General features: G+C 64.7%; 20 protein-coding genes. 8 read left to right on the top strand and 12 right to left on the bottom strand.

Features of this window, described 5'->3' with window-relative positions:
* Positions 1-10: 10 nt before the first annotated feature.
* The 3 genes from ACTU6V_RS07610 to ACTU6V_RS07600 all read left to right on the top strand — a co-directional run bounded on the left by ACTU6V_RS07610 (position 11) and on the right by ACTU6V_RS07600 (position 3,428).
* A complete protein-coding gene (locus ACTU6V_RS07610) occupies positions 11-2,155 on the top strand; it encodes a 3-hydroxyacyl-CoA dehydrogenase NAD-binding domain-containing protein (RefSeq protein ID WP_443475361.1) in 2,145 nt (714 codons plus the stop codon).
* 71 nt (positions 2,156-2,226) lie between these two features.
* Complete coding sequence (locus ACTU6V_RS07605) at positions 2,227-2,904, top strand: TetR/AcrR family transcriptional regulator (RefSeq protein WP_443475360.1); 678 nt, start codon at positions 2,227-2,229, stop codon at positions 2,902-2,904.
* The gene (locus tag ACTU6V_RS07600) at positions 2,901-3,428 is read left to right on the top strand and encodes a hypothetical protein (protein WP_443475359.1); all 528 of its coding nucleotides are present in this window, start codon (positions 2,901-2,903) and stop codon (positions 3,426-3,428) included. Before ACTU6V_RS07605 ends, ACTU6V_RS07600 begins: the two co-directional genes overlap by 4 nt.
* Before the next feature lie 3 nt (positions 3,429-3,431).
* Here the strand turns inward: ACTU6V_RS07600 and dxs are convergent, their stop codons facing one another.
* From dxs to dut, 5 genes are all read right to left on the bottom strand, one after another.
* Positions 3,432-5,372, bottom strand: coding sequence for a 1-deoxy-D-xylulose-5-phosphate synthase (dxs, locus tag ACTU6V_RS07595; RefSeq protein ID WP_443468353.1), 1,941 nt, complete (start codon positions 5,370-5,372; stop codon positions 3,432-3,434).
* Positions 5,373-5,530: 158 nt separating this feature from the next.
* Positions 5,531-8,407, bottom strand: a complete 2,877-nt coding sequence (locus tag ACTU6V_RS07590; protein WP_443475358.1) for an aconitate hydratase — start codon at positions 8,405-8,407, stop codon at positions 5,531-5,533.
* A 106-nt stretch (positions 8,408-8,513) separates the two neighbouring features.
* The gene (locus tag ACTU6V_RS07585) at positions 8,514-9,275 is read right to left on the bottom strand and encodes a DUF3159 domain-containing protein (protein ID WP_443468355.1); all 762 of its coding nucleotides are present in this window, start codon (positions 9,273-9,275) and stop codon (positions 8,514-8,516) included.
* Positions 9,272-9,862 (bottom strand): DUF3710 domain-containing protein, encoded by a 591-nt coding sequence (locus tag ACTU6V_RS07580; protein WP_417512013.1) that lies wholly within the window; start codon positions 9,860-9,862, stop codon positions 9,272-9,274. The genes ACTU6V_RS07585 and ACTU6V_RS07580 overlap by 4 nt, the downstream gene beginning before the upstream one ends.
* Positions 9,859-10,329, bottom strand: a complete 471-nt coding sequence (gene dut, locus ACTU6V_RS07575; protein ID WP_443475357.1) for a dUTP diphosphatase — start codon at positions 10,327-10,329, stop codon at positions 9,859-9,861. The genes ACTU6V_RS07580 and dut overlap by 4 nt, the downstream gene beginning before the upstream one ends.
* 12 nt (positions 10,330-10,341) lie before the next feature.
* Here dut and ACTU6V_RS07570 point away from each other — a divergent pair, with 12 nt between their 5' ends.
* Entirely contained in the window at positions 10,342-10,815 is a 474-nt protein-coding gene (locus ACTU6V_RS07570) for a DUF3093 domain-containing protein (RefSeq protein WP_443468357.1), read from the top strand.
* A 79-nt stretch (positions 10,816-10,894) separates the two neighbouring features.
* On the opposite strand, the gene ACTU6V_RS07565 is transcribed toward ACTU6V_RS07570, so the two are convergent.
* Positions 10,895-11,188, bottom strand: coding sequence for a DUF4193 domain-containing protein (locus ACTU6V_RS07565; protein WP_417512106.1), 294 nt, complete (start codon positions 11,186-11,188; stop codon positions 10,895-10,897).
* Between the two features lie 198 nt (positions 11,189-11,386).
* Between ACTU6V_RS07565 and sepH the strand changes: the two genes are divergently transcribed.
* Positions 11,387-12,454, top strand: a complete 1,068-nt coding sequence (sepH, locus tag ACTU6V_RS07560) for a septation protein SepH (RefSeq protein ID WP_443468358.1) — start codon at positions 11,387-11,389, stop codon at positions 12,452-12,454.
* 12 nt (positions 12,455-12,466) lie between these two features.
* On the opposite strand, the gene ACTU6V_RS07555 is transcribed toward sepH, so the two are convergent.
* Positions 12,467-13,603, bottom strand: a complete 1,137-nt coding sequence (locus ACTU6V_RS07555; RefSeq protein ID WP_443475356.1) for an alkaline phosphatase family protein — start codon at positions 13,601-13,603, stop codon at positions 12,467-12,469.
* Between the two features lie 44 nt (positions 13,604-13,647).
* Between ACTU6V_RS07555 and ACTU6V_RS07550 the strand changes: the two genes are divergently transcribed.
* Positions 13,648-16,092, top strand: coding sequence for a DNA gyrase/topoisomerase IV subunit A (locus ACTU6V_RS07550; RefSeq protein WP_443475355.1), 2,445 nt, complete (start codon positions 13,648-13,650; stop codon positions 16,090-16,092).
* 31 nt (positions 16,093-16,123) lie between these two features.
* Here the strand turns inward: ACTU6V_RS07550 and ACTU6V_RS07545 are convergent, their stop codons facing one another.
* Positions 16,124-18,202 (bottom strand): DNA gyrase/topoisomerase IV subunit B, encoded by a 2,079-nt coding sequence (locus ACTU6V_RS07545; protein ID WP_443475354.1) that lies wholly within the window; start codon positions 18,200-18,202, stop codon positions 16,124-16,126.
* 182 nt (positions 18,203-18,384) lie between these two features.
* Between ACTU6V_RS07545 and ACTU6V_RS07540 the strand changes: the two genes are divergently transcribed.
* A complete protein-coding gene (locus tag ACTU6V_RS07540) occupies positions 18,385-18,603 on the top strand; it encodes a DUF7455 domain-containing protein (RefSeq protein ID WP_443468362.1) in 219 nt (72 codons plus the stop codon).
* Between the two features lie 47 nt (positions 18,604-18,650).
* On the opposite strand, the gene ACTU6V_RS07535 is transcribed toward ACTU6V_RS07540, so the two are convergent.
* The 3 genes from ACTU6V_RS07535 to ACTU6V_RS07525 are packed head-to-tail and all read right to left on the bottom strand — an operon-like array spanning position 18,651 to position 21,405.
* Positions 18,651-19,700 (bottom strand): alanine racemase, encoded by a 1,050-nt coding sequence (locus tag ACTU6V_RS07535; RefSeq protein ID WP_443468363.1) that lies wholly within the window; start codon positions 19,698-19,700, stop codon positions 18,651-18,653.
* Positions 19,688-20,377 (bottom strand): alanine racemase, encoded by a 690-nt coding sequence (locus ACTU6V_RS07530; RefSeq protein WP_443475353.1) that lies wholly within the window; start codon positions 20,375-20,377, stop codon positions 19,688-19,690. Before ACTU6V_RS07530 ends, ACTU6V_RS07535 begins: the two co-directional genes overlap by 13 nt.
* Entirely contained in the window at positions 20,374-21,405 is a 1,032-nt protein-coding gene (locus ACTU6V_RS07525; RefSeq protein WP_443468365.1) for a sugar-transfer associated ATP-grasp domain-containing protein, read from the bottom strand. The genes ACTU6V_RS07530 and ACTU6V_RS07525 overlap by 4 nt, the downstream gene beginning before the upstream one ends.
* Before the next feature lie 89 nt (positions 21,406-21,494).
* On the opposite strand from ACTU6V_RS07525, the gene ACTU6V_RS07520 reads away from it, so the two are divergent.
* The gene (locus tag ACTU6V_RS07520) at positions 21,495-22,529 is read left to right on the top strand and encodes a sugar-transfer associated ATP-grasp domain-containing protein (RefSeq protein ID WP_443475352.1); all 1,035 of its coding nucleotides are present in this window, start codon (positions 21,495-21,497) and stop codon (positions 22,527-22,529) included.
* 3 nt (positions 22,530-22,532) lie between these two features.
* Here ACTU6V_RS07520 and murJ read toward each other — a convergent pair whose 3' ends face one another.
* Complete coding sequence (murJ, locus tag ACTU6V_RS07515) at positions 22,533-24,122, bottom strand: murein biosynthesis integral membrane protein MurJ (RefSeq protein ID WP_443475351.1); 1,590 nt, start codon at positions 24,120-24,122, stop codon at positions 22,533-22,535.
* Positions 24,123-24,126: the final 4 nt, after the last annotated feature.

The raw sequence follows: 24,126 nt of genomic DNA, 5'->3' as shown, positions 1-24,126 counted from the left end.
GGATGCAGAGATGACTGACTACGAAAAGATCGACTTCTCCCCCATCATCAACCTCGCCGGTGACGACGAGGTCGTGACGCATTCCGTCGCACGCGACGTGCGCCTGCCTTCGGGCAAGGTGCTCGCGCTCATCACGCTCGACAACGGCCGCGATCACACGCGCCCGAACACCCTGGGACCGAAGACGCTCGCTGTACTCGGTGAGACACTTGCCACACTCAAGGCTCGTGCGAAGGCCGGCGAGATCCAGGCCGTCGGAATCACAGGAAAGCAGTACATCCTCGCGGCGGGCGCTGATCTCTCGGACATCTCGAAGGTCACCTCCAAGGATGACGCGCGCATGATCGCCCAGCTCGGACACAAGGTGTTCGGTTCGATCGGTGATCTCGGCGTACCTTCGTTCGCCTTCGTCAACGGCCTCGCGCTCGGCGGCGGGCTCGAGATCGCCCTGAACTCGACCTATCGCACGGTGGATGCCTCAGCGGCAGCAGTTGCACTGCCCGAGGTCTTCCTCGGGCTGATCCCCGGCTGGGGCGGCGCGTACCTACTGCCGAACCTCATCGGCATCGAGAACGCCCTCGAGGTAGTCATCTCGAACCCGCTCAAGCAGAACCGCATGCTGAAGCCGCAGCAGGCCTTCGACCTCGGCATCATGGACGCGATCTTCCCCGCCGCGAACTATCTCGAGAACTCGCTCGCCTGGGCGGATGCGGTTCTCGGCGGCAAGAAGGTCGAGCGCAAGAACGAGCCCGGCAAGATCGAGCGGCTCACCAAGTGGCCGATCGCGATCAAGATGGCTCGCGGAATGCTCGAGTCGAAGATCGGCACCGTTCCGAAGTCGCCGTACGTCGCACTCGACCTGCTCGACAAGGCCAAGAGCGGCACGAAGGCAGAGGGCTTCGCCCGTGAAGACGAGGCTCTCTCCGAACTCGTCGTCGGCGATCAGTTCGCGGCATCCATGTATGCATTCGATCTGGTGCAGAAGCGTGCCAAGCGCCCCGTCGGCGCGCCCGACAAGGCGCTGGCGAAGAAGGTCACCAAGGTCGGCATCATCGGTGCAGGTCTTATGGCCAGCCAGTTCGCGCTGCTGTTTTTGCGTCGTCTGCAGGTGCCGGTGCTCATCACCGACATCGATCAGGCGCGCGTTGACAAGGGCTTGGCGTACATCAACGACGAGATCAGCAAGCTCGAGGCGAAGGGCCGTCTCGACTCCGACGGAGCGAACAAGCTGCGCGCCCTCCTGCACGGCACAGTCGACAAGAGCGAGTACGCGGACTGCGACTTCGTGATCGAGGCTGTCTTCGAAGAGGTCGGCGTCAAGCAGCAGGTCTTCGGCGACATCGAGAAGATCATCGCGGAGGATGCCATCCTCGCGACGAACACCTCCTCGCTGTCGGTTGAGGAGATCGGTTCGCAGCTCGCTCACCCGGAGCGACTGGTCGGCTTCCACTTCTTCAACCCGGTCGCCGTCATGCCGCTGATCGAGATCGTCAAGACGCCTGCGACGAACGAGCAGAGCCTGTCGACGGCATTCGTTGTCGCCAAGGGGCTGGGCAAGAACGCGGTGCTCACCGCTGATGCGCCCGGCTTCGTCGTCAACCGTCTGCTCGCCAAGGTCATGGGCGAGGCAGCACGTGCGGTCTATGAAGGCACGCCGATCGCAGACGTTGAGAAGGCGTTCGGTCCACTCGGTCTTCCGATGGGCCCGTTCCAGCTGATCGACCTGGTCGGCTGGAAGGTCGCCGCCCACGTGCAGGACACGATGGTGGGGCACTTCCCCGAACGGTTCTACGCGAACGAGAACTTCCACGCGCTCGCTGAGCTCGAGAAGGTCGTCGAGAAAGACAAGGGCGGCCGTGTCGTCGGGTGGACCAAGGCTGCGGAGAAGGCTCTCAAGGGCAACATCGGCACCGCGCCGGCGTCTGCTGCCACGATCCTCCAGCGCGTGCAGGACGGTCTCGCCCAAGAGATCAAGCTCATGCTCGACGAGGGCGTGGTGCCGGAGGTCGAGGACATCGACCTGTGCCTCATCCTCGGTGCGGGTTGGCCATTCATCGATGGCGGCGCGTCGCCGTATCTCGACCGCGAGGGAGCATCCGAGCGCGTCTTCGGCTCGACGTTCCACACTCCGCCGGTACGCGGGATCGGGAGTTGAGCGAGTAATCGGCAGTAAAAGGAGGGGCCGCATCTTCGGATGCGGCCCCTCCTTCATGCTACGTTTTGAACATGTTCGAAACTGACGAGACGGCGGTCACCAAGAGCGAACGCACCCGGGTGAAGATCCGGGATGCGGCACTCACCTCGTTCATCGAGCACGGGTACGCCGACACGACGATGCGCGCGATCGCTGAGACAGCAGGCGTCTCTGTCGGCAACGCGTACTACTACTTCCCGTCCAAAACCCATCTGGTGCAGGAGCTCTACGTCCGCGTCCAGCGTGAACATGCGGCCCTCGCGCTTCCTCAGCTCGAAGGGGTTCTTGGGCTCGTCGACCGCCTGCGGATCGTGTTCGAGACGGGCCTGAGCGCAGTGCTCCCCTACCAGCACGTCGCGCCGGGGTTCCTGACCGCGATGATCCCTCCGGACTCTCCGCTCAACCCGCTTGCCGATGAGTCCGGGCCCGCGCGCGAGATGACCCTGAATCTGTTTCGGTCAGCCGTCTCCGGCGCGCAGCATCGACTGCCGGAAGAGATCGCAGAGCGAATGCCGCAGGCCCTGTTCGTTGCCTATCTTGCGCTCGTGCTGCGGTGGACGTACGACAGCACCCCTGGGCAGCGCAGCACGAGACGTCTGCTCGATAGCGGGCTGCGGACTCTGGCACTCGCGCTTCCGTTCGCCAGAGTCCCAGGAATCCGCAAGGCGACGAGCGAGCTGCTCACCCTGATCGGCGAGGTGCGAGCATGACCGAAGCCTCCCCGCGGACCGTTGAAGAACCGATGGCGTTCACTGACGGGGAGTTCCGTCAGGGCGCCTTCGCCGCATGGATCTCGTTCATGATTCTGCTCGTCGCGATGCTCATCGTGACGGCGGTGCTGAACTCCGGCCTTCCATGGGGCCCGCCTGTGGCCATGATCACGTTGTATTTGATGTTCGGGATCCCGGTCGGCGGCGTGGTGTCAGCGGTCGTCACGCTCATCGCGGCGCCTGTCCTGCGGCTGATCGCGCGACGCCTGGCACGAACCCCACGAATCATCGTGCACGTCGCCGTGTACGCGACCTTCGGTGCGTTGCTGGGTCTTGTCGTCCTCAGCGCAGGTGCGCTCATCACCCGCGGTAGCTTCGCCTATGTCTTCTCGACGTGGTTCCCCGCGATGGTGGCCGCAGTGTGCGCCCTGAGTGTGGTGTCAGGCTGGGCCTGGACAGCAAGGCGTCACAAGCGCGTCCCGCGTCACCGTGCGCCCGTTGCACGCCACGACACAGCTGTCTAGGACTCAGCGGCGCTCGTGCAGCGGCAGATCGATCGCACCGGTCTCCCCTGCGTTGCGCGCGACGGGGATCCGGGTCCCGAGAACCTGGGCGACGACGTCCTGGGCGATCTTGGACGCTGTGAGCCCGGCATCCGCCAGGATCTCATCACGCGAAGCGTGATCGATGAACTCATCCGGAAGGCCGAGTTCGTCGACTGCTGTATCGACCCCCGCCTCACGCAGAACCTGCCGCACACGCGTTCCGATACCGCCGACCCGGATGCCGTCCTCAAGAGTGATGACCAGGCGATGGCGCCCTGCGAGTTCGATGATGGACGGCTGCACCGGAATGGCCCAACGCGGGTCGACGACCGTCGCACCGATTCCCTGGGCGCGCAGACGCGCAGCGACATCCATTGCGAGAGATGCGAAGGGTCCGATGCCCACGATGAGGACATCTTCGCTCTCATCGCGTGCGAGCACATCGACGCCATCGGCAAGCCGCTCGATCGCCTCGATGTCTTCGGCGACCGCACCCTTCGGATATCGGATCACGGTTGGTGCGTCATCGACTGCCACCGCTTCATCCAGAGCCTCGGCAAGCCGCGCGCCGTCGCGGGGGGCTGAGATGCGAATGTGCGGCACGATCTGGAGCATGGCCAGATCCCACATCCCGTGATGGCTCGCGCCGTCTGGTCCCGTCACGCCTGCCCGATCAAGGACGAAGGTCACGCCGGCCTTATGGAGCGCGACATCCATGAGGACCTGATCGAATGCACGACCCATGAACGTCGCGTACAGGGCGACGACAGGGTGAAGCCCGCCATATGCAAGGCCGGCAGCCGCCGTCACCGCGTGCTGCTCGGCGATACCGACGTCATAGACGCGTTCCGGGAAGCGCTCAGCGAAGGGTGCAAGTCCGGTGGGACGCAGCATGGCAGCGGTCATGGCGATGACGCGCGGGTCGCGCTCTCCGACGCGCACAAGGGAATCGGAAAAGACATCGGTCCAGCCTGTCTTGCTCGACCCCAGCGGCTCACCAGTCGTGGGATCGATGCGGTTGACGGCGTGGAACTGATCCGCTTCGTCATCACGCGCAGGCTGGTAGCCGCGCCCCTTCTCGGTGATCGCGTGCACGATCACCGGCGCCCCGTACGACTTCGCGAGCTCGAGCGTCTCCATCAGAGCTGAGATGTCGTGACCGTCGACCGGCCCCAGGTACTTGATGTCGAGATTGGAATACAGCGCGACGTTGTTCGTGAAGCGAGAGAGGAATCCGTGCGTACCGCCGCGGACGCCACGGAACACTGCACGGCCAACGGGGCCAAAGGCGCGGAAGAACCGATCAGAGCGGTGGTGCAGGTCGCGATACGCACCTGCCGTGCGAACACGGTTCAGATAGCGCGACATTCCACCGATCGTCGGAGCATAGGAGCGGCCGTTGTCGTTGACGATGATCACGAGGTTGCGATCGTTGTCATCGGAGATGTTGTTGAGCGCTTCCCAGGTCATCCCTCCAGTGAGAGCACCGTCACCGACCACCGCGATCACGTGTCGGTCGTCTCTTCCTGTTGCCGCGAAGGCGCGCGAGATGCCATCGGCCCAGCTCAGGGAGCTCGACGCGTGTGACGACTCGACGACGTCATGTGCACTCTCGCCGCGCTGCGGGTAACCGGCTAACCCTCCGCGCACCCTCAGTCCGGAGAAGTCCTGGCGTCCGGTGAGCAGCTTGTGCACATACGACTGGTGGCCGGTGTCGAAGATGATCGGGTCTTCGGGAGATTCGAACACACGGTGCAGAGCGATCGTCAGCTCGACGACTCCCAGGTTGGGACCGAGGTGACCACCGGTCCGCGAAACGTTCTCCACGAGGAACGTTCGAACCTCGCCAGCGAGTTGGGTCAGCTGAGATGGGCTCAGGTTGTCGAGATCTCGCGGTCCGGTGATGCCGGGAAGAATGAGCATCAGCACCTCCTGAACGTGTTCGTCATTTGCCCTCGTGAGTGAGAAGGACGACCCTCTCGATACTACTGCCGGGTCCAGGGAATCGCCCGAGCAGACGCCGAGTGAACGCGGAGCGCCCGCCCCGATTCGATCGGAACGGGCGCTTTACTGGTGAGGAATTACACCAGCGAACGAAGCACGTACTGCAGGATGCCGCCGTTGCGGTAGTAGTCGGCCTCACCGGGGGTGTCGATGCGAACCACTGCATCGAACTCGACCGTCTGCTTGCCCTCGGGCGAGTGCTCGCTCGGCGCAGCCGTGACGCGCACAGTCTTGGGCGTGGTGCCGTTGTTGAGCTCTTCCAGGCCCGTGATCGAGACGACCTCGGTGCCGTCGAGGCCCAGCGACTCCCAGCTCTCGCCAGCGGGGAACTGCAGCGGGACGACGCCCATGCCGATCAGGTTCGAGCGGTGGATACGCTCGAAGCTCTCGGTGATGACAGCCTTGACGCCCAGGAGGCTCGTGCCCTTGGCCGCCCAGTCACGGGAGGAACCCGAACCGTACTCCTTGCCACCGAACACGACCAGCGGAGTGCCCGCAGCCTCGTAGTTCTGGCATGCGTCGAAGATGTACGACTGCGGAGCATCCGCCTTCGTGAAGTCGCGGGTGAATCCACCCTCGATCTCAGCGCCGTCGTTGACTGCGCGAACCAGCTGGTTCCTCAGACGGATGTTGGCGAAGGTTCCGCGGATCATCACTTCGTGGTTGCCACGGCGCGAGCCGAAGGAGTTGAAGTCCTTCTGACGGACTCCGTGCTCCTCGAGGTACTTCGCGGCAGGCGTACCGATCTTGATGTTTCCCGCAGGGCTGATGTGGTCAGTGGTGACCGAGTCACCCAGGGTTGCCATGACACGCGCACCGGTGATGTCCGATACGGGGGTCAGCTCCATCGTCATGCCCTCGAAGTATGGAGGGCGACGCACGTAGGTCGACTTGTCGTCCCACTCGAAGATCGGACCAGTCGGAGTCGGCAGGCTCGTCCAGCGCTCGTCACCGTCGAAGACCGTGGCGTACTGCTTGATGAACTGCTCGCGCGAGATCGACGAGTCGATGACTTCCTGGATTTCGGCGGGCGTGGGCCAGATGTCCTTCAGGAAGACATCGTTGCCATCGCTGTCCTTGCCCAGCGCATCCGTCTCGAAGTCGAAGTGCATGGAACCGGCCAGTGCGTACGCGACCACGAGCGGGGGCGATGCGAGGTAGTTCATCTTCACGTCGGGGCTGATACGGCCTTCGAAGTTGCGGTTGCCCGAGAGAACGGCCGTGACCGCGAGGTCGTGGTCGTTGACCGCAGCGGATACCTCCTCGATCAGCGGACCGGAGTTTCCGATGCAGATCGTGCAGCCATAGCCGACCGTGTAGAAGCCAAGGCCCTCAAGGTCCTTGTCGAGACCGGACTTCTCGTAATAGTCGGTGACGACCTTGGAACCGGGGCCGAGCGTCGTCTTGACCCAGGGCTTCTGCTTGAGGCCTTTCTCCCGCGCCTTGCGGGCGAGAAGACCAGCGGCCATCATCACCGACGGGTTCGACGTGTTCGTGCACGACGTGATTGCCGCCAGCGTCACCGCGCCATGGTCAAGAATGTAGCTCTCGCCGTCGGGCGTGGTCACCGGAACCGGCTTGGACGAGCCGTTGACTCCGCTGGAGATGTGCACGGGCCGCGTGTCGTGGTCCTCTTCACCGGGTACCGAACCGGGGTCGGATGCCGGGAAGGAGTGCTTCGATTCAAGATCGACGATGTCGTCGCTCGTGCTGGCGCCTGCGTAGTTGAGGATGTCCTGCTCGAACTGCGTCTTCGCCTCAGAGAGGAGAATGCGATCCTGCGGACGCTTCGGACCGGCGATCGACGGCACGACGGTGCTGAGATCGAGTTCCATGTACTCGCTGAAGACCGGCTCCTTGGCCGCGTCGTGCCACAGGCCCTGCAGCTTCGCGTACGCCTCGACGAGGGCGATGGCCTGCTCGTCGCGTCCGGTCAGACGCAAGTAGTCGGTGGTGACGTCATCGATCGGGAACATCGCGGCGGTCGAACCGAACTCCGGCGACATGTTTCCGATGGTGGCGCGGTTGGCGAGCGGCACAGATGCCACACCGGCACCGTAGAACTCGACGAACTTTCCGACGACGCCGTGTTTGCGGAGCATGTCGGTGATCGTGAGCACGACGTCCGTCGCGGTCACACCGGCGGGGATCTCACCGGTCAGCTTGAAGCCAACGACGCGCGGGATCAGCATCGAAACGGGCTGGCCGAGCATGGCAGCCTCTGCCTCGATACCGCCGACGCCCCAGCCGAGCACGCCGAGACCGTTGACCATCGTGGTGTGCGAGTCGGTTCCGACACAGGTGTCGGGGTAGGCCTGCAGCGCGCCGCCGTTGGTGCGGTCATAGATGACCTTCGCGAGGTGCTCGATGTTCACCTGGTGAACGATGCCGGTGCCAGGGGGAACGACCTTGAAGTCGTTGAACGCGGTCTGGCCCCAGCGCAGGAACTGGTAGCGCTCACCGTTGCGCTCGTACTCGATCTCGACGTTGCGCTCGAGAGCGTTCTCGGAACCGAACAGGTCGGCGATCACCGAGTGGTCGATGACCATCTCAGCGGGCGAGAGCGGGTTGATCTTGTTCGGGTCGCCGCCGAGAGCGGTGACTGCCTCACGCATCGTGGCGAGGTCGACGATGCATGGCACGCCGGTGAAGTCCTGCATCACGACGCGCGCAGGCGAGAACTGGATCTCGGTGTTAGGTTCTGCCGCAGCATCCCACGACCCGAGCGCCTCGATCTGCGCCTTAGTCACGTTCGCACCGTCTTCAGTGCGAAGCAGGTTCTCAAGGAGCACCTTCAGGCTGAACGGCAGCTTTTCAAAGCCTGGAACCGTGTCAATCCGGAAGATCTCATAGTCGGTACTGCCGACTGTCAGGGTGCTCTTGGCACCGAAGCTGTTCACCGTGGACACGAATCCGTCTCCTTCTAGTCTGAGGGGAGCGACAGGCGCTTCCATCTTGCTCGCCTCTGCCGCCGGCTGCCAGCAAGGCGCACCTAACAGTGTGCGCCTGTCCTGCTCTCGGCGAAAGGTCGAGATTTATCTTGATGTCAAGATAAATCTATCATGCGTCAGAAGTGTTCTCCTGCGGCGACTCGCGCGGATACAGGGCGCGCACGACGAGCCAGGAGACAGCGACCATCGGAGCGAACAGCGGAAGCCCCATGATCAGCTTCAACGTGCCGAGCGCCGTCACCTGATCGGTGAGATAGAGCGGCAGCTGTACGGCTAAGCGGGCGAAGAACAATCCCGCCCACGCGATGCCGAGCCACAAAAACGCGCGACGCTTGCGCTTGTCGGCACGCCAGCCCATCGCGTCGCCCATCAGGAAGCCTGCGGCGATTCCGATCAGAGACCAGCCAATGAGGGCGGAGACGAGGAAGACCGTCCCGTAGACGGCGTTCGTGACGAGCCCGGGGACGAAGTTGTCTGCTCCTCGCCCCGTCCACAGCGCCAGGGCAGCCGCAGCGCCGGCCGCGACGAGACCGCCGATCGCCGCAGACGGGGGCGACTTCTGCAGCAGTCTGACGATCGTGAAGACGGCCGCGAGACCGACAGAAACACCGAGCGAAAGAAAGAGCGGGTCTGGCTTGATCGTGAACAGGATCACGAAAGCGAGGCTCGGCAGGACGGATTCGAGGATGCCGCGCCACCCGCCGATCGCCGACCAGACGACCTTGTGCGTGCGGGAATCCTCAGCAGGATCGAGCCCCGCCCGCCGAGCGGCACCGCCAAGGGCAGCGCCGATCAACTCAGAGGCAGACCCCGGCTCGGTGGAGACCACATCGGGATCAGCATCCGGGCCCTGTGAGTCCGAGGCGCTCACGCCGACCCGGGCGTTGCCGGCATCTTGAGCGGGATGAGATCCCGCGGCGGCATCGGGGATCCCCCGCGCACCACGACGATCGAGCGGAAGAGGTCTTCGACCTTCGCGGCGGCTTCGGGGTCGGATGCCGCTGCACCACCGATCACTCCCCGCAGGAACCAGCGGGGGCCATCCACGCCGATGAAGCGCGCGAGGTTGAGACCGGAGCCCTCAGAGGCCGGTGCGGGAACCTCGGCCAGCAGTTCCTTGCCGAGCGGCCCTTCGCGTTCTTCGACGCGTCCACCCTGCTGGCGGACCTGGTCGACCAGCTGCATGCGCGTCTCGTGCCAGAGTCCCAGCGTCCGCGGAGCAGCGAACGGCTGCACCTGGAGCGAGGAATCCGCGTAGTCCAGACCGACGGCGACGATGCGCTTGGACTGCTCCTCCACCTCGAGGCGCAGATTCAGTCCCTCACGCGGGAGGATCTTGATCCCGCCCAGGTCGATGTACGGGCGAACAGGGTTCGCCTCTGACTCGTCGAACGGCCCATCCGTGGCACGGTTCGCAGGCGCCGACTTCGATGTGGGCTGTGTGATCTCTTCAGTCATTTCGTCTTTCCTGCCTGTTCGGCGGTCTGCGCCGCCTGATATCCCGTGGACCCGAAGCCATCTGCTCCGCGTGCACTTTCGGGGAGCTCATCTACCGGGATGAAGTTCACTCGCGTCACCGGCATGATGATCAGCTGCGCGATCCGGTCCCCGACCGCCACATCGTACGTGCTGGAGCTATCGGTGTTGAGCAGACTCACTTTGATCTCTCCGCGATAGCCGGCGTCGACGGTACCAGGAGAGTTCACGATCGTGATGCCGTGCTTGGCAGCCAGGCCACTACGCGGGACGACGAACGCGGCGTAACCGTCCGGCAGCGCGATGCGCACGCCGGTCGCAACCAGAGCGCGCTCCCCTGGCCCCAGACGCACGGCCTCGGCTGCGACGAGATCCGCACCTGCATCGCCGGGGTGGGCGTAGTGCGGGGTGACAGACGCGATAATGGGAAGATCAACGGAATCACTCACCCCACGAGGCTAATGCAGAACCACGACGCAGACACCCGCGTTCGCTACCGCGAGCGTCTTTCACCGAGCCTATGGATGCTGGTGGCCGCCGCGGTCGTCGCACCGATGGCGATGCTCGTGTTCACGCCGATCGGTGCGCTCCCAGGCCTGCTGATCGGCGCAGCGCTCGCGCTCGCGGTCATCCTCGCGATGATCTTCGGCTCGCCCCGCATCCGAATCGAAGGCACCACGCTCTATGCGGGCCGCGCCAAGATCGATGCCCATTGGCTCGGCGAGGTGGTCGAGTACACCGGCGAAGAGGCACGCGCGGCGCGAGGTCCGAAGCTGGCTGCTCGCGGCTGGCACCTGCTTCGTGGCGGAATCGACGGGATCGTGGTCGTGCAGAACACCGACCCGGACGACCCGATCCCTAGTTGGACGATCTCCACACGCACGCCTGATCGTCTTGCCGCCGCGATCCGCGCGGCTGAAGCAGACGCGGCCTGAGGCGCGCGAACCGCGGCCCAAGACGACGATGCGCCCCTGACCGAAAGGCCGGGGCGCACGAACGTGAGTGCGTCTGCGATCAGGCAGCGCACTCCTTGCAGATGAGGCCATCTGCGCCTTCGTGGTCGAGCTGCGAGCGGTGCTTCACGAGGAAACAGCTCATGCAAGTGAACTCGTCCTGCTGCGCGGGCAGCACGACGACGTCAAGTTCGAGGTCAGAAAGGTCGGCTCCTGGGAGGTCGAAACTCGAGGGGTTGTCCGAGTCTTCGTCTCCGGTAGTGCCGGACAGCTTGTCCGGCACACGCTCCTTCAGGGCTTCGATCGACTCGGAGTCGTCTTCGCTCTTTCGGGGGGCGTCGTAGTCGGTTGCCATGCGGTAGATCTCCACGTTCATGGTGCTAGTGGGCGGTTCGCCGTCGGGTACGCGGCGGGCATAGTTTGCACGACGCGAAGACATTTAGCAAATGACCTCGCGCATTCAAGACCAAACTCACGGCGCGCCCAGGGTATTCCCGTCTCGTTGGCGTGCACCGTGACACCATGTCTGAACAGCCATCAGAGGGGCATTCGCATGGAAAACGTCACGATCGTCGGCACCGAAGACGACCTGCTGATCCTCGCCACCGGTTCCGGCGCGAGATTCGCTCTCCCCATCGACGATGTGCTCCAACGCGAGATTCGTCGTGCGCGCCGCCGCAACGATGACGAAGCTCCGCGAGTCACCATCAGTCCGCGCGAAGTCCAGGCGCACATCCGTGCCGGATTGTCTGCCGCGGAGACCGCCGAACTGCTCGGAGTCAGCGTCGACGACGTTGCGAAATTCGAGGGTCCAGTGCTCGCCGAACGCGAGCATGTCGTCGGCCAGGCTCTTGCGGTTCCCGTTCTCATCGGCAGCGACGTCGAGCCGGACGCACAGCCGACGTTCGGTGCCGCCATCCGGGCGAAGCTGGCCGACCTCGGCGCAAGCGCTGAGCGGTGGGTCAGCTGGAAGGACGAATCGGGCTGGATCGTGAAGCTCGAGTTCACCGCCGCTGAGGTCTCCCACGATGCGCGGTGGAGCTTCGACCCGCGTCGCAGCGCGCTCGCACCGTTGAACGCCGATGCCACCCAGCTGTCTCGCCAGGGTTCGCTCCCCGAGGGACTAATCCCCCGGCTGCGGGCGGTAGAGGGCGACCGGCCCGAGTCGCCGTACAAGGACGAAAGCCGTTTCGACTCAGGAGCTTTCGGTCCTCGCAGGCTCCCTGCTCCCGAAGCAGACCTCGACGAGCCCCGAGGCCCCGAGCGCTCAGACCCGGCCGCACAGGCTGCGGCGATGAACCGCGCGCCCGACCAGTCGACCACGAGCGCCGAAACCGCCGATCTCCTCGAGGCGCTGCGTCGACGGCGAGGACAGCGCGAGAGCGCACCATCGGCGAGCGAACACGACGAAGACAGCTTCGACTCCCCCCGCAGCCCGATCGCACTGTTCGATTCCATCGACGAGCCTCTGGATGATGAGCCCGAGCCGGAGCCGTCCCCTGCGCCTACGTCTGCACAATCGCCGCAGGATGTCACGCAGGACAACAGCGGACGCCGACGCCGACGCAATGCCATGCCGTCGTGGGACGAGATCGTCTTCGGCGCCCGCACCGACGACTGAGCCTCGACGGGCTCAGGGAGCGGTGGTGCTGAATGCACCCCGGCGGATGTACGGCACTTGACGCTCCTCGGGAGTGAGTGCTCCGTGCTGGCCGATCATTCCCCGCGGGCGCTGATCCTTCGCAGTGCCGTCGTAGAAGGCCTTGTTGCCGCGTGAGATGACCACGAGGTCGCCGATACGCGCCGCGGCATCCGGAGTGACAACCGACCCGTACACCCCGGACGAGATCGCTTCCGCACCGGTGAGCACATCGGCATCCCCTTCGCTCGCGGTGCGCCACGTGCGGCTCACGTCTTCCACCGCGGCATCCGGTTCGAGATACACGTGGAGCATGCGGGGTTCGCCACCGATGTGGCGGACGCCGCGCAACCGCGCGTCGCCATGGTCCAGCACGATGTGTCGGTGAGCCGGCACATCGACCATCCCGTGATCTGCGGTGATGAGCACCCCCACCTGCTTCGGCGGCGCCACCGCAAGTGCGTGATCGACTTCTTCGAGTGCAGCGATCCACTCACGCGAGTCCACGCCGTGCCTGTGACCTGCCTTGTCGGCTTCGGGCAGGTAGCAGTACGTCAGGGAGCCCGGGTTATCCGCTGCCAGTTGATATGCGAGCCTGACGCGCTCCTCTGCCGATTGTGCTCCGAAGAACTCGGCTCCTCGCAGCGTCGCGCGGGTGAATCCGCTGCGGGCGTACTCCTGCATCCCGACGGCAAAAGCACGGTGACCCATCGCCGTCGCCTGTTCGAAGATCGTCGGCTGAGGCTGCCAGATCAACGGATCGATGCCATCGGTCTCCCAGCCGGAGAGGACGTTCACGAGACGGTCTCTCGAAGAGTCGAGCACACGATAGCCGACGAGCCCGTGCATGCCAGGGGCCACACCGGTCACGAGCGAGGTGAGCGCGGCCGCTGTCGTCGTTGGGAACACCGAGTATGCGACATCCTTCTTCCCGACCCCCGCCACAAGGTGCCTGGCGTGACCGGCATGAGCACGCAACTGGATCGCTCCGAGGCCATCGACGACGACGAGCACCACCGATCGGGCAGGCGGGAGAGCACCCGGCGCCAGTTCCAGCACAGCGATCAGGTCGCCCGCCACCCCGTCGAGCATCCGCGCAGACGTCGGCGCGGTCGGTAGAATCAGAGACATCCGGGCCAGTCTTTCACAGCGCCCGACGACGCCCCAGGAAGCACATGCCCCGCACTGAATCAGCCGAGCCCGCCGAGGAGCGCATCCAGGACATCGAACTGTCCAGCGAGATGCAGGGTTCGTTCCTCGAATATGCCTACTCGGTGATCTACTCGCGTGCGCTTCCGGATGCTCGTGATGGGCTCAAGCCCGTCCAGCGCCGCATCCTCTACCAGATGGCCGAGATGGGACTGCGGCCAGAACGCGGTCACGTCAAAAGCGCGCGCGTCGTCGGCGAGGTGATGGGAAAGCTCCACCCGCACGGCGATTCCGCGATCTACGACGCCCTCGTGCGTCTCTCCCAGGACTTCGCACTGCGGGTGCCGCTCGTCGACGGGCACGGAAACTTCGGCTCTCTCGACGACGGTCCCGCAGCGTCCCGCTACACCGAGGCGCGCCTGGCTGCCTCAGCGCTCGCGCTCACCGAGAGCCTCGACGAAGACGTCGTCGACTTCGTACCGAACTACGACGGCCAGTTCCAGCAACCTTCCGTGCTGCCTGCGGCATTCCCTAACCTGCTCGTCAACGGCGCGAGCGGCATCGCCGTCGGCATGGCGACCAACATGGCGCCCCACAATCTCATCGAGGTCGTCGCCGCTGCCATCCATCTGCTCGACAACCCGGCTGCCACGACCGAAGAGCTGATGGAGTACGTGCCGGGACCGGACTTCCCCTCCGGCGGCATCCTGATGGGTCTCGACGGGGTCAAAGACGCGTACGCTAACGGTCGCGGCGCGCTGCGGGTGCGCGGCAAGGTCTCGGTGGAGCCGCTCGGGCCCCGCCGCACCGGAATCATCGTCACTGAGCTGCCCTACATGGTCGGTCCTGAGCGCCTGATCGAGAAGATCCGGGATGCTGTGCAGGCGAAGAAGCTGCAGGGCATCAGCGACGTCAACGACCTGACCGACCGGAAGCACGGGCTGCGCGTCGCGATCGGCATCAAGACGGGATTCGACCCGAATGCGGTGCTCGAGCAGCTGTACCGTCTGACGCCGCTGGAAGACTCCTTCAGCATCAACAACGTCGCTCTCGTCGAGGGCCAGCCGCGCACGCTCGGCCTCAAGGAGATGCTGAGCGTCTACGTCGGCCACCGTCTCGAAGTCATCACCAGACGCAGCCGGTACCGTCTCGCGCGTCGCGAAGAACGCCTCCACCTCGTAGAAGGTCTGCTCGTCGCGATCCTCGATATCGACGAAGTCATCCAGGTCATTCGCTCCTCGGACGACTCCGAACAGGCGCGCACGCGCCTGCGCACCGTCTTCGATCTCTCTGAGCTCCAGGCCGAGTACATCCTCGAGCTGCGCCTTCGACGGCTGACGAGGTTCTCACGCATCGAGCTCGAAGCCGAACGCGACAAGCTGCAGGCCGAGATCGCCGAGCTGCGCGAACTGCTCGGCAGCGAGGTGCTTCTGCGCGCGCAGGTCGCACTCGAGTTGGATGCCGCGGCCGAAGCGCATGGCACCCCTCGCCGCACGATGCTGCTCAATGCTGCTCCTCCGAAACCGCGCAGCACCAAGGGACCCGTCGATCTTCAGATCGCCGATACTCCGACCGTCGTCGTGCTCTCCACGACCGGCAAGGCCGTTCGGGTCGATCTGGAAGAAGGCCAGCTGCTGCAGCCCGCCGCCCGCCGGAGCAAGCACGACGCGGTTCTCACGACGCTCACGACGACGACCAGGAGCGAGATCGGCGCGGTGACGAGTGCAGGGCGAGTGCTGCGCTTCTCCCCCGTCGACCTGCCGTCGGCACCGTCGTCGGCCGTGCATCTGTCGGCCGGAGTCGCGCTGCGCGACTACGTCGGCCTCCTGGATAAGAGCGAGCGCATCATTGGAATGCTGCGCTTCGACGATGACACGCCATACGCACTGGGCACCCGCTCAGGGGTCGTCAAGCGCGTCATCCCCTCTGCCCTCCCTGTGCGCCCTGAGGCCGAGGTCATCGGCCTCAAGCCCCGCGACGTCGTCGTCGGTGGTGCCTCTGCGCCGGACGACGCCGAACTCGTGTTCGTCACCTCTGATGCACAGCTGCTGCACTACGCGTCATCCAACGTGCGTCCCCAAGGTGGCGCTGCCGGCGGCATGGCGGGCGTCAAGGTCGGAGCCGGCGCGGAGGTCATCTCGTTCACCGTCGTCTCTGCTCCGGAATCGGCGATCGTTGTGACGATCTCAGGTGCGGACGGCACGATCGCTGGGACGGATGCTGGACGCGCGAAGACTTCGCTGTTCTCAGAATTCCCTCCGAAGGGGCGTGCGACCGGCGGTGTTCGCGCACACTCGTTCCTGAAGGGCGAAGACCGGCTGCGCCTGGCGTGGGTCGGTCCGCAGGAGGCACTCGCCGTCGGAACAGATGGCGCTGCCAGGACTCTTCCGGAAGCCGGTGCGAAGCGCGACGGATCGGGACAGCCCCTCGACACCGTCATCGGGTCAGTGGGAACCCACCTCTGCTCGTAGCCCTTCGGCGGGCTCAGGGAACAGCGCAGCCTCAGGCGTCGATGGCTTCGCGCGAAAGCTGGTCCGAAGACTCGACGATGAACTCGCGGCGCGGCGCGACCTCGTTGCCCATCAGGAGTTCGAAGACCCGACCGGCCTCCTCAGCGTCTTCCATGCGCACGCGTCGCAGCAGACGACCGGATTTGTCCATGGTCGTGTTCGCGAGCTGGTCGGCATCCATCTCACCGAGGCCCTTGTACCGCTGAATCGGCTCATGCCAACGCTTGTTCTGCTTGCGCAGCTTCGCCAGCAGCGTGTGCAGTTCCTGCTCTGAATACGTGTACCGCGTCTCGTTCGGCTTCGAGCCTGGATTCATGACGATCACACGGTGCAGCGGAGGCACCGCCGCGAAGACCCGCCCCTCGTCGATCAGGGGACGCATGTAACGGAAGAAGAGCGTGAGCAGAAGGGTACGGATATGCGCACCGTCAACGTCCGCATCGCTCATCAGGATGACCTTGCCGTAACGCGCTTGTGAGATGTCGAAGGTGCGACCAGAACCCGCACCGATCGTCTGGATGATCGCTGCGCATTCGGCGTTGGAGAGCATGTCACCGACAGAGGCGCGCTGGACGTTGAGGATCTTGCCTCGGATCGGCAGGAGCGCCTGCACCTCGCTGTCGCGAGCTCGTCGAGCCGTGCCGAGAGCAGAGTCGCCCTCGACGATGAACAGCTCGCTGCGTGCGACATCGTGCGAGCGGCAGTCCACGAGCTTCACCGGAAGAGACGAGGACTCCAGCGCGTTCTTGCGTCGCTGGGTCTCTTTGTGTGCGCGCGCGGAGACCCGCGCCTTCATCTCAGAGACGACCTTGTCGAGCAGCTGGCTCGTCTCGCTCTTGTCATCACGCTTGGTGGAGGAGAATCGGGCGCCGAGCTCCTTGCGCAGAACTTGGGAGACGATCTGGCGAACCGCCGGGGTGCCGAGAACCTCTTTGGTCTGGCCTTCGAATTGCGGCTCTGGGACCTCGACGGTGAGCACAGCCGTCAGGCCCGCCAGCACATCGTCCTTCTCGACCTTGTCATTGCCGACTTTCAATCGGCGCGAGTTCTGCTCAACCTGCGCACGCAGAACCTTGAGCAGCTCCTGTTCGAAGCCCTGCTGGTGCGTGCCCCCCTTGGGCGTGGCGATGATGTTGACGAATGAGCGGGTCACCGTGTCGTAGCCGGTTCCCCACCGCATCGCGATGTCAACGCGGCATTCGCGTTCGACCTCGGTCGATGCCATGTGGCCGTCCGGCTGCAGTACCGGCACGGTCTCCTTGAATGTGCCGGAGCCCTGGATGCGCCAGGTGTCGGTGATCGGAGCATCCATCGCGAGATAATCGACGAATTCCGAGATGCCGCCCTGGTAGAGGTAAGACGTCTCTTTGGACTCCTCGCCGCGCTCGTCCCGAACGACCAGTTCGAGGCCGGGAACGAGGAACGCTGTCTGCCGTGCGCGATTCTCGAGCTCACCGAGCTGGAAGGCCGCGTCCTTCGTGAAGATCTGACGGTCCGCCCAGTACCGCACGCGGGTCCCGGTGACGCCGCGCTTGGTCTTGCCGATCACGCGCAGTTCGCTGCTCTTCTCGAACGGCGTGAACGGTGCATCCGGCCGCTTCTCGCCCGTGTCTGCGAAAAGACCCGGCTCGCCGCGTCTGAACGACATCGCGTACGTCTTCCCGCCGCGGTCGACTTCAACATCGAGACGTTCGGAGAGCGCGTTGACGACGGACGCGCCCACGCCGTGCAGACCACCGGATGCCGCGTACGAGCCGCCACCGAATTTTCCACCGGCGTGAAGCTTCGTGTACACGACCTCGACACCCGTCAGCCCCGTGCGCGGCTCGATGTCCACCGGGATGCCACGACCGCGGTCGTGGACCTCGACGCTGCCGTCGGGGTGCAGGATGGTATCGATCTTGGTGCCGTTGCCGTCGACAGCCTCATCGACTGCGTTGTCGATGATCTCCCACAGACAGTGCATGAGGCCGGGTGAGCCGTTGGACCCGATGTACATTCCTGGGCGTTTGCGGACCGCTTCGAGCCCCTCAAGCACCTGAAGATGATGGGCAGAATACTCGCTGGTCACAAGGATCAATTCTATTCGCCATACCGCCTGACCGAGCCTAGACACTCCCCAGACACCGCGTACCTGCGGCGTTGCGTACGCGGTGAGCGAAACACGCCGCCTTCCGGGCATGACATACAGCGAGGCGTGGTTGTATTGAGGACATTCGAAGAACCGACGCCGATACCCGAGGAGGCACCGAGATGAACGCTACAACCGAACGTGATACCTCCACTGTCGAGTACCGTCTGACGGCTGCGGACCGTTGCGACTCGTGCGGTGCGCAGGCCTATATCGCAGCTGAGGTCAACGGCTCCGAGCTGTTGTTCTGCGCACACCACGGACGCAAGTACGAAGAGAAGCTGCGCAGCATGGCCACGTCGTGGCACGACGAGACCGCCCGCCTCGTCGACGCAGTCTGACCGTTCTCAGACCACGCACTGACTCAGAGTCGTGACCCGCGTCTTCATCAGCGGGTCGCGACTCTTCTCACTGCCGGGGTGAGCCGGGTGAGGATTTCCTCGCCGACGGTATCGATATGCTCGGCAAGAGCAGTCGCATCTCCCTCGCCCTGAGCGCCCGCGCCGAAGATGTTCACGACGTCGCCGGCGGCTGCGCCTGCCCACCCCGTCACGGTCGATCGGTCGTCACGGATCTCCGTGATCGGGCGCGGCCCTGCGGGAGTACCGACTGTCGCGCCCCGCAACGTCGAGAGCAGGCCGTGCAACGCGCCGATCCCGACGTCGACACCGTCGTCACGCACGTCCAGAACGCGCGCACGCAAGGTCGCAACCGGGCGGATGCCGGGAATCTGCGGACCGTCAGCGGAACGGATGCCGTAGCAGAACGCGCCGATCCGACACACGGTGCCGCGAAGCTCCGGTCGCCACCATGATGCGGCAGACGCGGTCAGATGCGTGTCCACGGGCTCGATGCCCTGGCGGTGAAGTTCGTCGAGCGCGCCCCTGAATCCAGCTGCGGCTTCATCGTCCTCGCGGTCACTCGCTTCGGCCAGGTGACTCCAGATGCCCACGATGTCCAGATGGCCTGCGCGCTGAGCCTTTGCTGCCCTGGACGCGAAAGCAGACCACTCCTCCGGCCGGATGCCGTTGCGATGCAACCCGGTGTCGATCTTCAGATGCACGGCGGCTGGGTTCCCGGTGGCACGTGCCATCCGCACCACCCGCTCGAGATACTCAACGCTGCCGATGCCGAGCTCGAGAGCAGCATCCAGCGCCGCGGCAATCTCTTCGTCGTCGGAGATCGTCCAGGCGAAGACGCGGGCCTGCGAGCGGCGGGATCGGATGCGCAACCCGGTCTGCACGTCGAAGCTGCCGAAGCGGTCGAGCACCGTGTCGTCGGAAAGAGCGTCCAGCGCCCATTCGATGCCGTGGCCGTACGCGTCGTCCTTCATCGCGAACATGAGCGTCGACGGAGCGATATGGGCACGCACCGCGGAGACGTTCTGCACGAGCTGCGAGCCAGAGAGCTCGAGCACCGGTATTGTCAGCTCGCCCATTCGCGCACCGCCTTGGCACCCGCCGCTGCGACGAGCTCGGTCGCACGCATCCCGGTCACACGGGTCCACGTCGCGAGCTCACCCACAGCCGACCCCGCACCGAAGTAGACGATCTCCGCCCCCAGTTCTTCAGCGTCGTCGCTGGTCTGCAGATCGACAACACAGACATCCATGGCGACTCGTCCGACAATCGGCCGAAGCACCGTCCCAACCCCAACGGCCGCGTGATTGCCGAGTGCCCGCACGATCCCTTGCGCGTAACCACCGGTGACGAGCGCGACCGTCGTGTCTCTCTCAGCTCTGTGCGTATAGCCGTAGGAGACGGCCTCGCCGGCGCGCAGCGGTTTGAGCGAGAGAATCCGCCCGGTGAGAGACATCACAGGGGCCGTTCCGGCGCCGGGCAGCCCGTAGAGCGCGTCAGCGCTGATGTCTGCCTGCGCACCGAGCACCGCATCGATTCCCTCCGCCACCAGCGTGGCGGCGATCGACGAATCATCGACGAGGAGTCGCTCGACGCCCGCGTCATGCACGATCCGCGCAGTGTTCAGCACGCCGTGTCCGAACGCATCCCCGCGCAGATCGGCGACCGATCCCCCGGCGCCCACCGCCGCCCGTGCGTTCGCACGGAGCGCGACACGGGAGATGATCGCGCGCGGAAGGCTGCCGGATACCGTCACTTCCTGCTGGCCTCGATCACAGAACGGTGCCGCGCACGGCTGCCAGTGCGGATGCCGGTGGCACTGACGCGCGTCTCGTAGAGCCCAGGTGTCCAGTTGCCCTCGATGAGCACCGGACCGTCAGGGGTCACTGCGACGTCCCAGCCGATGTACGGCACAGTGGGCACCTCCTTGGCTGCCCTGGTGACCAGGTCGACGACCTGATCCCACATCGGCACCTGGAAGTCGACGATCGACTTCCCTGAGTCGGGGTGGGTCTCGTAGCGTGACTTGTGCTTGCCGGTATGGCCCGGGCCGAAGGACTTGCCGTTCTCATCGATCATCGTGAAGAAGCCGCCCCACGTGAACTGATCGCTGACCGCGCCGCGTCCGAACTTCTGGGCAGCCATGAGCACGTGCACCTTGTCGCCGTCGAAGAAGGTCGCCACACGCGTCGTGTTGACCGTGCCTGCGCAGTACTCAGACAGATACGGATGCTGCACGATGCGCTGCTCGATGAGCCGCTGGCCCTTGTCGCGAAGCTCATCGCGGAAGGCATTCCAGTCCGTGACATCTGCAGCGTCGTAGCGGAAGACGCCCTTGCCCTCACGTCCGACGGGAGTCTTCGCGATGAAGACCGGATTCTTCTCGGCGAATGCGCGAAAGCCCTCGGCGTCCGTCTCGTCAAGGTCGAGCCAATCGCGCCCCAGATACTCTGCGAAGCGCTTGTTGAACGTGAGCTTGTTCTCGAACTGCAGCACATCGGTGCGATCGTTGACCGCCTGAGCCAGATGGTGCTGCACCAGGGACGTCATGAACGTCTTGCGCTCGGCCTTCGTGAGAAGGGCGAAATCGGCCTCGTAGTAGTCGATGTACGCCGTGTCGTGAAAGGCCGCCCAGATGAGCATGTCGACGAAGATCCGCGGGGTCCACTTGCCCTGCTCCTGCCCGATCTGGGACGCGAAGGTCCACACTCGGCGGACATCGAACGACTTCAGTCGTTTGAGCATGTACTTCATGCGCGCAGCAAGCGCGACGTCTCGAGACAAAACAACCCTTTCGAGATGGACGGTCCAGCACCCCATCGTAGTCGGCTGACCCGCAAGGTCCGTGGGAGCCCGCATGTTAAGGTGGAGGAGTGGATCAGAAGCGTTTGCGCGTTCGGTATCTCTTCGACCGGGCACGGCGACTGAATCCGACGCAGTTGATTGAACTCGCCCGTCAGGTGAAGCGAGTCTCCAAAGCGCCCATCCCCGTCATCATCGGTGACATGGTGTGGTGCTCAGTGCGCTACGAGATGGGATTCCGCGACTACGTCGTATGGGACATCCGCGTCCTCAACGCACGAGAGCGCGCCACCTGGATGACGCATCCCAAAGCCTTCCGGCTGAACAAGACGCTCAACGGTCCTGACTCGAGGATCATCCTCGGCGACAAGGCGCGCTTCCTCACCGACTTCTCCGACCTCGTCGGTCGCGAGTGGATGGATGCAGCGACTGCAAGCGTCGTCGATCTGGGTGCATTCCTCGCTCGTCACCCCCGCGTCATCGCGAAGCCGGCCGCCGGAGAAGGCGGAGCAGGCATCGCGATCTTCGAGACCGCGGACATCGATGACGTGGCCGCCTGGCAGGCCGAGCGCATCGCGTCGGACCAGACCCTCCTCGAGCAGGTGCTCACTCAGCACGATGACCTCAACGCGGTCTATCCGGACAGCGTCAACACCGTGCGCATGATCACCTACCGCGACCCGCAGGGCGAACTGCACGTGATCGCCTCAGTGCTCCGCATCGGCAACGGCGCCGTGATCGACAACTTCGCTTCCGGCGGCATGTTCACGATGCTCGACGACGAAGGCGTTGCCCTGTACCCCGGCGTCGACAAGCAGTCGAACATCTTCGAGCAGCACCCGGTCACCGGGACGACGATCAAGGGGACGAAGGTTCCGTTCTACCCCGAGGTCGTCACGATGATCGCTGAGGCGTCCAGGCGCCTGCCCACCGTGCCGTACGTCGGCTGGGACATCGCCATCACGCCGGACGGTCCTGCCCTCATCGAGGCGAACCACAACTCCAGCGTGTTCCAGATGAAGCCTTCGGCATCCGGCATCCGGACCGGGCTCCTCTACCGCTACCGCGACGCGATCGGTGCGGACATCGTCGACAACCGGCGCTGAGCGTCAGCCGCGCCGGCGGCGCACGGCGCTCACCGCGACGGTGAGTTCCGGAGCACGGAAGAGCGCGAGCAGGCCGACGTAGACCAGCACGCTCACGATGCCGATGATTGCGGCGCCAGCTGCTCCCTGGAGCATGCCCTGAAGCATCCAGCCGTCGATCCCTCCCGCGAGCAGGAAGATTCCCCAGCCGGCAGCGCCCGCGGGAACCGCCGCGAGGACGAAGCGCACCATCGCCCACCACGTCGAGCCGAGCCCGAGCGGGCCGATCTTGCGGCGCAGCAGCACGGTGGCGATGATCGTCTGCACGATTCCGACGAGCGACTGCACGAGGGCCACCGCTGCTGCGAGATGCGCGAGTGGGACCGTCGCTGCGACCGCGAGCGTCCCCACGAGGACCAGAGACCCCTGGATCACCGTGAAGACGAAGGGCGTGCGGGCATCGCCATAGGCGTAGAACGTGCGTTGGATGATGAAGAGCACACCCATCGGGATGAGGCTCACCAGATATGCGATGAGGACGGGAGCCATCGCACTCGCGTCAGACGGAGTGTTGCTGAACACGCGTGACGCGGGGATCGCAGCTGCCGACACGGCGGCGACGGCGATCACGGTGAAGACGCCGAGGATCCGGATCGACTGCCCGATATCCGCACGCAGCTCGTCGTGTCGTTCAGCAGCGGAGTGCTCGCTGATCCGCGTGAAGTAGGGCGTCCCGATCGCGAGGATGATCATCGAGTACGGAAGCATGTAGACCAGCCAGGCGTACTGCGAGGCTGCCGCCGACGCGTACTCTCCCGATGCCGTGGTCACCGTGAGCGACTGCACGATGCCGACCCCCTGACCGATGAGGGTCGTGAGGAACGTCCAGGTCGCAAGCTTGCCCATGCGGCTGAGGCCCATGCCTCGCCAGCGGAAGTCGAGCTTGAGCGGAATGCCCGCTTTGCGCCAGAAGAAGACCAGAACGATCAGCTGAGCGATAACGCCCAGGGTGGCGGTTCCTGCCAGCGTGAGCACCATCGACGAGTCCCAGCCATCGAGCGTGTTCCGGTTCTGACCGAACAGCACGATGAAGAGCACGAATCCGGCGATGGAGACGACGTTGTTGACGATAGGCGCCCACGCGTAGGGGGCGAAGATCTTCCGCGCGTTCAGGATCTCGCCGAGCAGCGCGAACATGCCGTAGAAGAACAGCTGCGGGATGCACCAGTAGGCGAACTGCGACGCGAGAGCGAACTGCTCAGGTGACTTGAAGTTCGAGTAGAGATCGATCAGCAGCGGCGCGCAGAGCGTCGCAATCACTGTCACGACGCCCATGATCAGCGCGCCGAGAGTGAGCAGTTTCGCGAGGAAGGCGTGCCCGCCGTCGCGCTGGGCGCTGACCCGCACCACCTGCGGCACGATCACACCGGTCAGAACGCCCGCGGAGATCACCATGTAGATGCTGTTGGGCAGCTGGTTGGCAATCGCGAAGGCGTCGGGAGCCTCGCCGAACGAGTTGATCGCGATGACGAGGACGACAGTGCGCAGCAGTCCCGTCAGACGGGAGGTGAGCGTGCCCGCCGCGATCATCGCACTGGCGCGACCCAGTCCCATGCGT

The sequence above is a fragment of the Microbacterium zouquanmingi genome (genome assembly GCF_052266675.1).
Classification (GTDB): Bacteria; Actinomycetota; Actinomycetes; order Actinomycetales; family Microbacteriaceae; genus Microbacterium.
Note: the sequence above shows the minus strand (reverse complement) of the source record. Positions and strands in the feature narration are given on the sequence as shown.